Source organism: Nocardioides sp. NPDC006303, assembly GCF_040613175.1.
Classification (GTDB): domain Bacteria; phylum Actinomycetota; class Actinomycetes; order Propionibacteriales; family Nocardioidaceae; genus Nocardioides.
The window spans coordinates 107,772-120,835 of sequence record NZ_JBEXRR010000001.1 but is presented as its reverse complement, the minus strand read 5'-3'; the positions used below and the strand labels follow the sequence as shown (position 1 = coordinate 120,835).

Here is a 13,064-nt window from a genome sequence, read left to right as displayed (position 1 = left end):
GAGAATCCACCCATGACCGACGTCGCCATCTCGTCCTTCGACGACCTTTCCCCGAAGACCGCGTACGCCCTGTGGCGGCTGCGCCAGGAGGTCTTCATCGTCGAGCAGGACTGCCCCTACCTCGATCTGGACGGTCGCGACCTCGAGCCCGGGACGCGTCACGTGGTGCTGAGCGACGGCGACCAGCTCGCCGGCACCGCCCGCATCCTCGACGACGGCGACGTGTGGCGGATCGGCCGCGTCGTCCTCGCCCCGACGCACCGCGGCAGGGGCCTGGCCGACGTGATCATGAAGGCCGCCGTCGAGGCCGTCACCGACCGCGACGTCGTCCTCGACGCTCAGACGCCGCTGGCCGGCTGGTACGCCAAGTTCGGGTTCGTGAAGGACGGCGAGGAGTTCCTCGAGGACGGCATCCCGCACACCCCGATGCGGCACAGGGGCTGAACAATCAAGACAAGATCACAGGCGCGCCCGCCCTGACCTAACTGGGTCGCGAAGAACTCGGTCAGCCTTGGCGAAGGGGAAACCTTGATCCAAGATCTCGCAGCAAGACACTGTCCTCACGAAGGCGCGTAACCGCGCTGGATCCCTCGTCTTCAATTCGAAGGTAAACACTTCCATTTCCCAACGCGTACGCGTCATACACGTACGGCGCCACAGAAGCGAAGCTCGCCCATGAGCGTTCGTCATCCATATCCAGATCTCCCGTGGTGCCATATCCGTCTCGGTCAATCTTCGTCGCGGGGAGGCTACGAAGATATTCGACATCCGGTAGCACAGCATCGGGGTATGCGACGGTGGAAGGAATATCACAGGCATACGTATGCACGTACGGAAAGTGCGCCAGGACGAATGCAGTGATTCGCTCGCGACGTTCAGCATCGGAGATGCCGTCGGGAATATTGAGAGCATACGTTCGCCGGCGATGCCGTTTACGCGAGAACAGTGTCACGCGATAAGCCGCTCATCAGAGATTTTTTGTCGGACTAGGAACCACCACCGGCGGGACAACTGCCGTCCCCTCACCTGTCGACCGGAGCGAACAGGACGCTGGTCTCGGTCTCCTCACGGGTGGCCTGACCGCGGGCGGCCAACAGCTCGAGGTGGGCCTTGGTCTCCATGACCGCGAGGCCGGCGTTGAAGAAGTCGAGCTCGGCGAAGGCGCGCTCGTGGCGGGTCCAGCCGAGGTCGTTGGCGACCTCGAGCGCGGAGCGCCGACCGGCCTTCAGGGACGCCAGCGACTGGGCGAGCCGCGACTCGTGATGGGCCAGGAGCTCGTCGACGCGGGCGTGCGAGGACGGGGCGACCGGCCCATGGGCGGGGAGAAGTCGCAGGTCGGGCAGGGTGCGGACCTTGGTCAGCGAGGCCATGAAGTCGCCCAGCGGGTCGATGACCGGCACCGGCTCGAAGCCGATGGACGGCGTGATCGTGGGCAGCACGTGGTCGCCGGCGAACAGGACCGAGCCGGCCAGATCGGCAAAGACGTAATGGCCCTGGGTGTGCCCGGGGGTGTGCACGGCGTCGAGGTCGCGGCCGGCCACGTCGAGGCGTACGTCGCCCTCGAGCCATCGGTCGGGCATCCGCCAGTGGGACAGGTCGGGCATGGGCGGCGGGTTCGCCGCCCACTCCGCGGCCAGCTCGTGCGCACCGGCGTGGGCGAGCAGCCGGTCGGTCGAGACCCAGCCGTCGAGGTCGCCGTTGGTGAGCTCGAGGGTGGGCCGGTCGCCGGCGCCGAGCAGTACGTCCGCGCCGAACTCCTGACCGAGCACCGAGGCGAGCGTGTAGTGGTCGCGGTGCACGTGGGTGACCAGGAAGCGCCGGATGTCGCCGAACTCGAAGCCGAGCTTCTTCAGCCCGGACTCGAGCGCCGTACGTCCCTCGGTGATCGCCCAGCCACCGTCGACGAGCGAGAGCCCGTCGTCGCCCTCGAGGACGTAGATGTTGACCGCCTTGAGCCCGTCCATCGGCAGCGGCAGCGGGATCCGGTGCACGCCGTCGGCGACCGTCCACGCTCCCGGAGCCGACCAGTGCTCCCCCGAGTCAGGCGAGATCGCGGTGGCTGTCGACTGACTCATCCGTCTCCTTCGGGTTGACCTTCCAGAGCCAGAGCAGGCCCAGGATCGGCAACAGGGCAGGAACGAAACCGTATCCGCTCCCGAACTTGGACCATACCGAGTCATCCGGGAACCAGGACGGCACGGCCAGGGACAGGACACCGACGACGATGACGCCGGCAAGCTCGATCCACAGCATGATCTTCGCGAAGCCCGCCGACCCGGCGGCCGCCCGGCGGATCGCGAACCAGCCCGCGACGTACGTCGCCGCAGCGACGACCGAGAGCGAGTAGGCGATCGGAGCCTCGTCGAAGTCGGTGAAGACCTGCACCAGCGAACGGGCTCCCGCGGCGAGCGCGAAGATCGCGTAGACGGTCAGCAGCACCAGGTGCGGACCGGAGCGAGTCTTGCTGGGAGAGGTCGCGGTCACCGGACCATCATGACGCGTACGGCCACGACGCCCGTCGCCAGGGCAGCCGCCGCGATCACGCCCGAGGACCACGTCGAGCGGTCCGTACGCATCGTCTGCAGAGCGAGCGGCATCAGGCACACCAGCGCGCCGAGGTAGCCCAGGAAGGTCGACAGCGACTCCGGCTTGCGTCCGCCCGACCAGGCCGCCAGCGCACCGATCGCGAGCACGACCGCCAGGATCTCCAGCATCCACGCCACCTGGTCCAGCCACTTCGGCCGCGGCGCATTCAGCACCACGCCGAGCACGGCCGCGATCGTCACGAACGCGGCATACCCGGCCACGATAAATCCGATCAGGGTCACGGCGTCCACGTGCCAATCTTCTCCAATGGTCTCCACATCGCCCGATCCGGGGCTCGTCGCCCGCCTCCGCGCCGCCGGCTGCGTCTTCGCCGAGGACGAGGCGGCGCTGCTCGAGTCCGCCCCGGTGTCCGCCCAGGAGCGGGAGGAGATGGTCGTACGCCGCGTGGCCGGCGAGCCGCTGGAGCTCATCCTGGGCTGGGCCGAGTTCTGCGGGCTCCGGATCCGGGTCGCACCGGGGGTGTTCGTGCCCCGGCAGCGCTCGGCGCTGATGGTCGAGCTCGCCTGTCGGACGGCCGAGCGAGGCACGGCACGGAAGGTGCTCGATCTCGGCTGCGGGACCGGCGCGCTGGGCGCCGCCATCGCGGTGCGTCTTCCGGACGCGGAGGTCTGGGCCACCGACATCGACCCGGCGGCGGTCGGGTGCGCTCGGGAGAATCTGCCGCCGAACCGGGTGCTCCTCGGTGACCTGTACGACCCGCTCCCCCACGACCTCGAGCTCGACGTGATCGTGGCCAACGCTCCTTATGTGCCGAGCGACCAGATCCGGAACATGCCGCCCGAGGCGCGCGACCACGAGCACCACGTCGCCCTCGACGGCGGCGCGGACGGGCTCGACGTCCAGCGCCGTGTGATCGAGCAGGCTCCGAAGCATTTGGCCCCCGGCGGCGTACTCGTCATCGAGTCCGGCCAGGAGCAGGCGCCCGTCACCGCGAGCCTGATGCGGAAGCAGGGGCTCGTCGCGGAGATCCATCACGACGAGGACCTCTACGCGACCGCGGTGACCGGAACGGCCCCCTGAGAGCACCCAAAAGCGAGGCGTCCCTCTGATTGCACACCACCCCCGCAGTGTGCATTCAGAGGGACCGCCACCTGGCTGATGAATCCCCCGGATCAGTCACCAACCTTGGTGTTGAGAGGTCGTCCACCCCCCACCGGTGGACGACCTTCTCGCCGATGAAACGGGCCACCCGCGGACCCATGACGCGGGTTGGGAAGAATTTTTTCGAGAATCCCGTCAGACTTCCGTCATGCAGGCTTACGGTCTGGCCCACCTGGTGCCGTTGTCCCTGCTCACAGCGGGGATCGTGGCTGTCGTCTGGCTGGGCAGACAGCAGCGGGCCGACACGAAGCCGTCGAGATTCTCACGAGGATTCGCGCTCGCGATCCCGCTGACGACGATCCCGCTGCAGGCCCACGAGTGGGTCACCGACTTCGATCTCTTCATCGATCTGCCGATCCACCTGTGCGACCTGGCGTGGGTCGCGGCGGCGTTCGCGCTGTGGACCCACCATCCCTACCCGACCGCGCTGACCTGCTTCTGGGGCCTCACGCTGACCACGCAGGGCGTCTTCACCCCGGACGTGATGGACTTCCCGGACGTCAGCTACTTCACCTTCTGGGGCCAGCATCTGATGATCGTGACCGCCGCGGTCTACCTGGTCTTCGGGCTCAAGCTGCTACCCAGGTGGCGCGAATACGGCTGGACGGTCGCGACCACGGCGGCGTGGGCCGCCGTGGCGTACGTCCTCAACCTCATCCTCGACGCCAACTACGGCTACCTGCGCTACAAGCCGGAGTCGGGCTCGATGCTCGACCTGCTCGGGCCGTGGCCGGTCTACGTCCTCAACGAGATCCTGATCGTCGCCGGCGTGTGGGCGCTGATCACGCTGGGACTGCGGATCTGGGCCCATCAGGACGGGTCGACGAGGACGCCGGTGCGCTCGTAGTCGGCGAGAGCCGAGGCGTACGGCGCCAGGTCGATGCCCTTCTCGCTCACCCAGCCGTCGTCGTAGTAGGACGAGCGGTAGCGCTCCCCGGAGTCGCACAGCAGCGAGACGACGCTGCCCTCGGTGCCGGCCTCGGACATCTCGCGTACGACACCCAGCGATGCCCACACGTTCGTGCCCGTCGAGGGGCCGACCGAGCGGCCCATCCGGGCCGAGAGCCAACGCATCGTCGCGATCGACGCCGCGTCGGGGACCTGGACCATGTCGTCGACGACCCCGCCGACGAAGGACGGCTCGACGCGCGGCCGGCCGATCCCCTCGATGCGCGACGGCATGCCGGTGGCGTAGTCGGAGGTGTCCGTCTCCCAGCCGCCGTAGAAGGCTGAGTTCTCCGGGTCGGCGACCATCAGCCTGGTGGGGTGGCGGCGGTAGTGGAGGTAGCGGCCGATCGTCGCCGAGGTGCCGCCGGTGCCGGCCGAGACCACGATCCAGGTCGGCACCGGGTGCCGCTCCTGCGACATCTGGTCGAAGATCGACTCGGCGATGTTGTTGTTGCCGCGCCAGTCGGTGGCCCGCTCGGCGTAGGTGAACTGGTCCATGTAGTGCCCACCGCACTCGCGGGCGAGGCGCTCGGCCTCTGCGTACATGTCGGGAGCGCGGTCGACGAAGTGGCAGCGGCCGCCGTGCCACTCGATCAGGCGCACCTTCTCCTCCGAGGTCGAGCGTGGCATCACCGCGACGAACGGCAGCCCGAGAAGCCCGGCGAAGTAGGCCTCCGAGACCGCGGTGGATCCGGAGGATGCCTCGACGACCGTCGAGCCCTCGTGGAGCCAGCCGTTGCAGACCGCGTAGAGGAACAGCGACCGGGCCAGACGGTGCTTCAACGAGCCGGTGGGATGGACCGACTCGTCCTTCAGATAGAGGTCGACACCGCCGCTCGCACCGTCGCGGACGGGGAGCGGAACGACGTGCAGATGGGTGTCGGCCGAGCGCTGCGCGTCGGCCTCGACGCGGCGTACGGCTTCGTCGATCCAGGCGCGATGAGAGTCAGAGAGGCGGGGCACCGGCCGAGCGTAACTCCACCCTGATCTGTCCCCGGCATGTGCGGTGAGCCACAATGACAGGCAGAAACGCGATCGGGTCCGGGCAGTGAAGTTGCCCACAAGTTAGACCGATCTAAGGACCCCGATTAACCATTGCGGCCCCAAAAGCGAGACAAAAGACCTGTGGACGAACCTCTTGACGTAGTGCTGATCGGCGGCGGCATCATGAGCGCCACCCTGGGCGTGCTCCTCCAGGAGCTGGAGCCCAGCTGGTCCATCAAGCTGATCGAGCGGCTCGACGCACCTGCCGCCGAGTCCTCCGGCCCGTGGAACAACGCCGGCACGGGTCACTCCGCGCTGTGCGAGCTCAACTACAGCCCGCAGAACGCCGACGGCTCGGTCGACATCTCCAAGGCCGTCAACGTCAACGAGCAGTTCCAGCTCTCCCGTCAGCTGTGGTCCTTCCTGGTCGAGAACGGCCGCATCCCGGACCCGGACAAGTTCATCCACACCGTGCCGCACATGTCCTTCGTGTGGGGCGCCGAGAACGTCGACTACCTGCGCAAGCGCTACGAGGCGCTCTCGGTCCACCCGCTCTTCAGCGGGATGGAGTTCAGCGAGGACCCCGAGGTCATCAAGGGCTGGGCGCCGCTGCTGCTCGAGGGCCGCTCGGCCAAGTCGCTCGCCGACGAGCCGATCGCGGCCACCTGGACCAACGCCGGCACCGACGTCGACTTCGGCTCGCTCACCTCGATCCTGACCCGCACCCTGGTGGACAAGGGCGCTGACCTCGAGACCGGGTCCGAGATCACCGACCTGCACCAGACCATGGACGGCTTCTGGCACATCTACGGCCGCAACGAGACCGGGAAGTACCACCTGCGTTCCCGCTTCGTCTTCGTCGGCGCCGGCGGCTACGCGCTGCCGCTGCTGCAGAAGGCCGCGATCCGGGAGATCCGCGGCTTCGGCGGCTTCCCCGTCTCGGGTGAGTTCCTGCGTACGTCCAAGCCGGAGCTCGTCGCCCAGCACCGCGCCAAGGCCTACGGCAAGGCGGCCGTCGGCGCTCCGCCGATGTCGGTTCCCCACCTCGACACCCGCTACGTCGAGGGCAAGACCCACCTGATGTTCGGCCCGTACGCCGGGTGGAGCCCGCGCTTCCTCAAGACCGGCTCGCTCAGCGACCTGTTCCTCTCGGTGCGGCCCCACAACCTGCTGCCGATGCTGCGGGCCGGGCTGACCAACATGGATCTCACCGTCTACCTGGTCAAGGAGCTGCTGCGCTCGCCGCGCAAGAAGTTCGACGACCTTCTCGACTTCTTCCCCGCCGCCGACCGCAAGGACTGGGACCGGGTCATCGCCGGCCAGCGGGTGCAGGTCATCCGCCCCGACGGCGTACTCCAGTTCGGCACCGAGGTCATCACCGCCGAGGACGGCACCATCGCCGGCCTGCTCGGCGCCTCCCCCGGTGCCTCGACCGCCCCGGCGATCATGCTCAACGTCCTGCGCCGCTGCTTCCCCGACCGCTGGGACGGCTGGCAGCCCCAGCTCAAGACGATGATCCCGGCCACCGGTCCCGAGCTCAGCGCCGACCCCGAGCTCGCCGCCGAGACCTTCGCGCGTACGGACCGCCAGCTCCACCTCGGCTAACCAGCGCCTCCGCTGGTCGAGCCGCGAGGCCGCCTGCGGCCGAGCGTGTCGAGACCAACACAGTCGCTATCGAGCGCCGATAGGGCCGTGTTGGTCTCGACACGCCTCCGCCTAGCGGCTCCGGCGGCTCGACCAGCGGGGCCAGCGGGCGCGGGCGGTCAGCTCGTCAGGTGGGCTGCGACCGCTGCTGCTTGGCCTCGGATCTCGGGGATGGCGGTGGCCTCGTAGAGCGCGCCCTTGCAGGGCGGGCCGACGGTCAGAAGATTGGGTACGACGCTGCCGTCTGCTCCGATGACGTGGCCGTCCTCGGTGACGTCGATGCCGAGGCGGAGGGGGTCGGGGGCGATCAGGCCGCGCTTCTGGAGCGCGAGCAGGAGGGGGTTGTCGGTGCGGGTGATGTCGGGTGAGGGACCGGTGCAGTTGATCACCGCGGTGACCTCGCGGTCACCGTCGGCCAGCGAGACGACCGGCTGGCCCGCAGCATCGACCCGGCAGCCGAGCACCCCGCCGCCGAGGATCTCCAGGCGTCCCTCGGCCCGGTAGGCGTCGAGGAGGGCGGCGATGCGTGGAGCCATGCGGTGGCGGCGTACCTCCCACTCGCGGGCGTAGACCTCGCGGAAACGACGGCGCTCCGGCTCGGGCAGGCGGCGCCAGATCGACTGGGTCGGGCCACGGAGGCCGTCGATGACGGCACGCCAGTCGACGCCGAGGCCGGCCGCGTGCTCGATCTGGTCGCGTACGAGATCGGCGATGCCGTCGGCGGTCAGCGGGCCGTCGGGGATCGGGGTCACCCAGGAGGTGAACTGGTCGTCGACGTGGGGGTTGGGGACCAGACCGTGGCGGCTCACCATGATCACCCTGCGCTCCGGGGAGTCATCGAGGAGCGTGACGGTCGTGTCGACGGCGGTCAGGCCGGTGCCGACGACGAGTACGGTCGCATCGACAGGCAGAGCGCTGATCCGGGCCACGTCCCAGGGGTCCGACAGGTTCCACGACGCCTCGGGAAGTCCCGCCAGCGGCTGGGGCGGCGGGTTGCCGTAGGCGAGGACGACGGCGTCGGCGACATGTCCTTCGTCGTCGCCGGTCAGCACCCGGAATCCGGCACCGACCGGCTCGACGTCGATGACCGTCTCGCCGATCGTCTCCAGCGTGCCGGCACCCGCCTCGGCGGCGTGAGCGAGCCGGTCACGCAGGTAGCGCGCGTAGTCGCGCCGGGGCAGGAAGTCGATCGGTCCGAGCTCGATGCCGGCCTCGGCCGCCCAGTCGAGCAGGTCGTCACGGTCGTCGGGGAAGCCCGACATGTTGTTGGCCCGGACGTTGAGGAGATGGCGGCCGTCGGTTGTCGAGTAGGCCACTCCGTAGCCCGCCTCTCCGCGCGACTCGAACAACGTCACCGAAGCACCGCGGCGGAGCAGGTTGATCGCGGTCAACGTGCCGCTGGCTCCTCCTCCGATGATCGCCACCGTCGGGGTGGAGGTCGGGGCGGGCCGCATGGCGTCTGTCGTCACCCCGACACCCTATCTGCGCTATTCGAGGTTTGTTCAGCAGGTTACTTGGATTCTGAAGATTGCAAACACCTATTTGCAAACAAACCTTTGCGGTTTATGGTGGAGGCATGAAAGAGCCGACGATCGTCCCGAGCCTGGACCAGCTGAAGGCACTCACCCATCCCGTCCGAACGCGCATGCTCGGCATCCTGCGCGTCGACGGCCCTGCGACGGCGACGATGTTGGCGGCCCGGCTCGGCCTCAACAGCGGCGCAACCTCCTACCACCTCAGACATCTGGCCCAGCACGGGTTCATCGTCGACGACCAGGAGCGCGGCAACGGCCGTGAGCGCTGGTGGAAGGCGGCCCACCGGATGACCCAGACCGATAGCGACCTGCTCCCCGACAACGAGGAAGCACGCGAGGCGTTCGACGCCTATCTGCAGGTCGTGGTGACCAACTACGCGGAGAAGCTGCAGCGTTCGATCGAAGAGCGTGTCATGTTGCCCGACGAGTGGCGCGAGACGACGACCTACAGCGACTGGATCCCACGTCTCACGCCAGCAAGAGCGATCGAGGTGCGAGATCGCATCATGGACATGCTCAGCGAGCTCGAGGACGATCCGGACGGCGAGCCGTTCACCTTCCAGCTCAACGCCTTCCCTCAGCCGGGCCATCTCGGCAGGGATCCGGAGGCAGACTGAGCGATGCGCCTCCCCCTCTACGGCTGGTTGACCTCCAACGCCATCTCCTTCGTCGGGACCCGCCTCTCGATGCTGGCACTGCCATGGTTCGTACTCGAGACCACCGGCAGCCCCACCAAGACCGGTTTGATCGCCCTCTTCGAGCTGGCACCCCTCGTGACCATGAAGATCTTCGGCGGGCCCTTGATCGACAGGCTCGGAAAGCGCCGCGTGTCGATCACCTGCGACCTGGCCTCCACCTTCGTGGTCGGCCTCATCCCGCTTCTGTACGCCACGGGGCGGCTGCACTTCGCCGCCCTACTTGTTCTCGTGGCCGTCGCCGGTGCGCTGCGTGGTCCGGGCGACGACGCGAAGAGCGCGATGATCCCGGAACTGGTGGCCTCCGCTGGCGTACCCACCGAGCGTGTGACCGGACTGCACTCGGTGGTCGAGCGCACGGCCTCGATGTTCGGAGCGGCCGCCGCCGGTGTGCTCATCGGCGTGGTCGGCGCAGCCAACGCGATCGCTATCGACGCCGTCTCGTTCGCACTGTGCGCGGTGGTGCTGGCCACCACAACGGCACGTCTCCCTCGCCCTGCCGGGCCCGCGAACCCTGCCGAGGTCAAGGACCCGACTCCCTATCTCGGTCAGCTCGCCGAGGGCTGGAAGTACCTTCGCGGTGACCGCGTGCTGCTCGGGATCGCCATCATGGTCGCATTCACGAACCTCATCGACGCTGCCGCCAGCAGTGTCCTGATGCCATCGTGGGCGCAGACCGACGCCAGTGCGCAGACACTCGGCCTGCTGTTCGCCGTCATGGGTGGCTGCTCGGCCATCGGCTCGGCCATCGCAGCCACGATCGGCAACCGGATACGGCGCTACCCGACGTACCTCATCGCCTTTCTCATCACCGGACTGCCGCGGTTCGCTGTCATCGCCATCGGGGCACCGCTGTGGGCGATCTTCACGGTCTTCGCCATTGCAGGTCTGTCCAGCGGGTTCCTCAACCCGATCATCGGTGCGATCAAGTTCGAGCGGATACCGGCTCCGCTCGTCGGACGCGTCACCTCCCTCATCGCCGCAGGCGCCTGGGGCCTGATGCCGCTCGGCGGCCTGCTCGGCGGGACCCTCGTCTCCACGATCGGCCTCACCAGCGCGTTCACCGTTCTCGGGATCGCGTACTTCGTGGTCACGATGTTCCCCGCGATCGACCCGACCTGGAAGCAGATCGAGCGGCGGCCGGATCCGGCGGCTAGCAGGCTTCCCGCAGCCGCGGAATCCTAGGGATGCCGCCGAGCCGCTTGTTGTAGCGAACGCTGTCGGAGTAGCCCTCCAGGAGCGTCCACAGCGCCTTGTGGGCCGGCCACGGGATGGCCTCGCCGGGGAACGCCCAACTGGAGCCGAAGCCGATCCAGACCGGGACCCAGTCCTTGGCGCAGTCCCACTCGCCCCGCTTGGACATCAGCAGCCGGTGGCGGACCTGGAACGCGAGGCGCTGCCCGTCCTTCACGATCGGCGCCGCACACACTCGCCACAGCGGCATGTCGAGGGACATCAGCTGGATCTCGATGTCGCCCAGAACGCGCGGGTCCACCAGGACCGTAGCGACGTTCTCGTGCGGGCGCCTCATGAACATCACGCTAGCGGCGAGCACCGACAAACGTGACTGGATCCGCCAGGAGCGAACAGCGCGACCTGATTCGCGACCCCCTCGGACAAGACGTACGCAGCGGGCCTATCATCCCTCCCAATCTCGATCGGGCAGGGAGGCCCGAGTGGAGGATCGAGGAAGGACCCTACGTTGGCACCCCCGAGGCAGCCCAGAACGGGCGAAGAAGCCGAGAAGTACGCCGCGGAGCATCTGCATACCCTCGGCTGGCCCGACGCTGCCCCGTCAGGCAGCACCGCGGCCGCCGACGTCGACATCATCGGCGGCCGGCCGGACAACGTCGTCGTCGCCCAGGTGGTGCTCACCCGCTCACCGACCGAGGCGCGCAGCGTCTGTGCCGTACGCGGCGCGGGCTACGCCTACGACGCCCGGACGGTCGCGCTGTTCAGCCGCGCGGGCTACACCGTGGACGCGGTCGAGTGGGCCGACAGGGTCCGGGTCGCGCTGTTCGAGTTCGCCGCCGACGGCTCGATCCGGACGCACGGGAAGCACGCGGCCGAGCTGGTCACCACGGCCACAGCCCCCGCGCCGACCTCGACCCTCGGCCGGGCACCCGAGCCGGCCGCCGGCCGACACATCGACTCCACCCGCACCGGCAGCTTCAACTTCACCTCGAAGATCCCCGCGATCAGGCCGCGCCGGAGGGCAGCGGAGAAGTCGGCCGACCAGCTCACCCCGGATGTCGCCGCGGGTGTGGCTCCAGGTGTCGCTCCGGAGGCGACCACGACGACCGTCGAGAAGATCGCCGGCCCGCTGACGGGTCAGGTCCCGGCGTACTCGACCATGAGCATCCCGAAGGCACCGACACCGCCAGCCGGTGAGCGGTGGGTCCCTGACGGCCTCGGCCCGATCCTGGATACGATCGCCCGGGTCTCGCAGCTGCCCGTGGTGCTCGTCCTGGGCTCGGACCGGCGGGTCGAGTGGGTGCGGCAGACCTTCCAGGTCGGCACGATCACGGTCACCGACGAGAGCGTGCTGCCGATGCTGCTCTCGCTGGTGACGGGCCGGGAGTCGCAGTACGAGAGCGGCGAGTCCTATCACAAGGTCGACGGCCTCAAGCCCCAGGGCGAACGGGCGCTGGAGTCCTGGCGGGCGTGGGAAGCGTACGACCGCGCGATGGCCATCTATCGCCGGGCGGTCTGAGTCTCAGGCCCGCTCAGCAGTAGCCGAGCATCTCCTCGAGCGCCCGTCGCTCGCTGTCGTCGGCGGCGAGCGACCAGCGGGTCTTGGTCTCGATCCAGCGGGCTGCGTACGCACACTGGAACCCCTTCCGCGGACGCCAGGCCGCCGGGTCGTCGTCGCTCTTGCTCATGTTGGTCGGGCCGTCGACGGCAAGCAGGTTGTCCAGGTCGTTGGCGAAGGCTCGGCGCCGGTCCGGGGACCAGCCGCTCGCGCCGGAGCGCCAGGCCTCCGAGAGCGGCACGACGTGGTCGATCTGGATCGCCTGAGCCTGCCGGGGCTCCTTCAGGTCGGTGAAGACCAGGCGTCTGCCGGTGTAGGGGTCGACCCACGTCCCGGCGAGCACGTCGTGGTCGCATCGCCCCTGCGGCCGGGTCCTCACCTCGACGGCGTCGCGCATGAGCACGTCGTCGCGCTGGTTGCACCCGTTGCCGTCGCTGTCCGCCCAGCTCCCGCCGAACGACGAGCGAACGTAGGCAACCAGCCCGTCGGGTCGCCTCGCGACCGTCGCCAGATCCGCGAGGTCACCGCGTGCCGCGGGCACGTCGACCGGCCCCGGTGAAGGCTCCGCGGTCGCCGCCGGCGGGGTCCGTCGTGTCGCCGGTGCGTCCTCGGGAAGCCACAACGAGACCGCCCAGCCGGCGATCGCCAGCAGGACGACCAGAACGCCCAGCGACGTACGTCTCCCCACGCCGTCGCATTGTGCCCGCGACCACCGACATCGATCCGCCTTCCGGCAGGTATTACCGAACGATGACGGATGTGCCGAACCCTGTCGCCGAGGGGTCAGCGCTGGCACAG

General features: G+C 68.6%; 14 protein-coding genes. 7 read left to right on the top strand and 7 right to left on the bottom strand.

Annotation, left to right across the window (positions count from 1 at the left end; translation table 11 throughout):
• The first annotated feature begins 12 nt into the window (after positions 1–12).
• Entirely contained in the window at positions 13–444 is a 432-nt protein-coding gene (locus ABZY89_RS00585) for a GNAT family N-acetyltransferase (protein ID WP_355223792.1), read from the top strand.
• Positions 445–1,022: 578 nt separating this feature from the next.
• Here ABZY89_RS00585 and ABZY89_RS00580 read toward each other — a convergent pair.
• Genes ABZY89_RS00580 through ABZY89_RS00570 form a run of 3 tightly spaced genes read right to left on the bottom strand, consistent with a single transcriptional unit; the run spans position 1,023 to position 2,837 of the window.
• Positions 1,023–2,075, bottom strand: a complete 1,053-nt coding sequence (locus ABZY89_RS00580; RefSeq protein ID WP_355223790.1) for an MBL fold metallo-hydrolase — start codon at positions 2,073–2,075, stop codon at positions 1,023–1,025.
• Positions 2,041–2,484, bottom strand: a complete 444-nt coding sequence (locus tag ABZY89_RS00575) for a hypothetical protein (RefSeq protein WP_355223789.1) — start codon at positions 2,482–2,484, stop codon at positions 2,041–2,043. Before ABZY89_RS00575 ends, ABZY89_RS00580 begins: the two co-directional genes overlap by 35 nt.
• Positions 2,481–2,837 carry a hypothetical protein gene (locus tag ABZY89_RS00570; protein ID WP_355223788.1) on the bottom strand — a complete coding sequence of 119 codons (357 nt, stop codon included), beginning with the start codon at positions 2,835–2,837 and terminating at the stop codon, positions 2,481–2,483. Before ABZY89_RS00570 ends, ABZY89_RS00575 begins: the two co-directional genes overlap by 4 nt.
• Positions 2,838–2,853: 16 nt before the next feature.
• Between ABZY89_RS00570 and ABZY89_RS00565 the strand changes: the two genes are divergently transcribed.
• Both ABZY89_RS00565 and ABZY89_RS00560 read left to right on the top strand, forming a co-directional pair.
• Complete coding sequence (locus tag ABZY89_RS00565; RefSeq protein WP_355223786.1) at positions 2,854–3,627, top strand: putative protein N(5)-glutamine methyltransferase; 774 nt, start codon at positions 2,854–2,856, stop codon at positions 3,625–3,627.
• A gap of 229 nt (positions 3,628–3,856) precedes the next feature.
• Positions 3,857–4,555 (top strand): TIGR02206 family membrane protein, encoded by a 699-nt coding sequence (locus tag ABZY89_RS00560; protein WP_355223784.1) that lies wholly within the window; start codon positions 3,857–3,859, stop codon positions 4,553–4,555.
• Here the strand turns inward: ABZY89_RS00560 and ABZY89_RS00555 are convergent.
• Entirely contained in the window at positions 4,519–5,619 is a 1,101-nt protein-coding gene (locus ABZY89_RS00555; RefSeq protein ID WP_355223782.1) for a PLP-dependent cysteine synthase family protein, read from the bottom strand. The two genes, ABZY89_RS00560 and ABZY89_RS00555, sit on opposite strands and share 37 nt — an antisense overlap.
• A gap of 162 nt (positions 5,620–5,781) precedes the next feature.
• Here ABZY89_RS00555 and mqo point away from each other — a divergent pair, with 162 nt between their 5' ends.
• Complete coding sequence (mqo, locus tag ABZY89_RS00550) at positions 5,782–7,245, top strand: malate dehydrogenase (quinone) (RefSeq protein WP_355223781.1); 1,464 nt, start codon at positions 5,782–5,784, stop codon at positions 7,243–7,245.
• A 158-nt stretch (positions 7,246–7,403) separates the two neighbouring features.
• Here the strand turns inward: mqo and ABZY89_RS00545 are convergent, their stop codons facing one another.
• Positions 7,404–8,753, bottom strand: coding sequence for an FAD-dependent oxidoreductase (locus tag ABZY89_RS00545; protein WP_355223779.1), 1,350 nt, complete (start codon positions 8,751–8,753; stop codon positions 7,404–7,406).
• Positions 8,754–8,860: 107 nt separating this feature from the next.
• On the opposite strand from ABZY89_RS00545, the gene ABZY89_RS00540 reads away from it, so the two are divergent.
• The gene (locus ABZY89_RS00540) at positions 8,861–9,436 is read left to right on the top strand and encodes a helix-turn-helix domain-containing protein (protein WP_355223777.1); all 576 of its coding nucleotides are present in this window, start codon (positions 8,861–8,863) and stop codon (positions 9,434–9,436) included.
• A 3-nt stretch (positions 9,437–9,439) separates the two neighbouring features.
• Positions 9,440–10,699 carry an MFS transporter gene (locus tag ABZY89_RS00535; protein ID WP_355223776.1) on the top strand — a complete coding sequence of 420 codons (1,260 nt, stop codon included), beginning with the start codon at positions 9,440–9,442 and terminating at the stop codon, positions 10,697–10,699.
• Here ABZY89_RS00535 and ABZY89_RS00530 read toward each other — a convergent pair.
• Entirely contained in the window at positions 10,668–11,045 is a 378-nt protein-coding gene (locus ABZY89_RS00530) for a hypothetical protein (protein ID WP_355223775.1), read from the bottom strand. The two genes, ABZY89_RS00535 and ABZY89_RS00530, sit on opposite strands and share 32 nt — an antisense overlap.
• A gap of 171 nt (positions 11,046–11,216) precedes the next feature.
• Between ABZY89_RS00530 and ABZY89_RS00525 the strand changes: the two genes are divergently transcribed.
• On the top strand, positions 11,217–12,227 hold the full coding sequence (locus ABZY89_RS00525; RefSeq protein ID WP_355223774.1) for a hypothetical protein: 1,011 nt from the start codon (positions 11,217–11,219) through the stop codon (positions 12,225–12,227).
• Between the two features lie 13 nt (positions 12,228–12,240).
• On the opposite strand, the gene ABZY89_RS00520 is transcribed toward ABZY89_RS00525, so the two are convergent.
• A complete protein-coding gene (locus ABZY89_RS00520; RefSeq protein WP_355223773.1) occupies positions 12,241–12,954 on the bottom strand; it encodes an HNH endonuclease family protein in 714 nt (237 codons plus the stop codon).
• Positions 12,955–13,064: the final 110 nt, after the last annotated feature.

Coding starts and splice junctions, on each gene's coding strand:
- ABZY89_RS00585 (WP_355223792.1), top strand. CDS start 13: ATGACCGACGTCGCCATCTCGTCCTTCGACGACCTTTCCCCGAAGACC.
- ABZY89_RS00580 (WP_355223790.1), bottom strand. CDS start 2,075: ATGAGTCAGTCGACAGCCACCGCGATCTCGCCTGACTCGGGGGAGCAC.
- ABZY89_RS00565 (WP_355223786.1), top strand. CDS start 2,854: ATGGTCTCCACATCGCCCGATCCGGGGCTCGTCGCCCGCCTCCGCGCC.
- ABZY89_RS00560 (WP_355223784.1), top strand. CDS start 3,857: ATGCAGGCTTACGGTCTGGCCCACCTGGTGCCGTTGTCCCTGCTCACA.
- ABZY89_RS00540 (WP_355223777.1), top strand. CDS start 8,861: ATGAAAGAGCCGACGATCGTCCCGAGCCTGGACCAGCTGAAGGCACTC.
- ABZY89_RS00535 (WP_355223776.1), top strand. CDS start 9,440: ATGCGCCTCCCCCTCTACGGCTGGTTGACCTCCAACGCCATCTCCTTC.
- ABZY89_RS00530 (WP_355223775.1), bottom strand. CDS start 11,045: ATGAGGCGCCCGCACGAGAACGTCGCTACGGTCCTGGTGGACCCGCGC.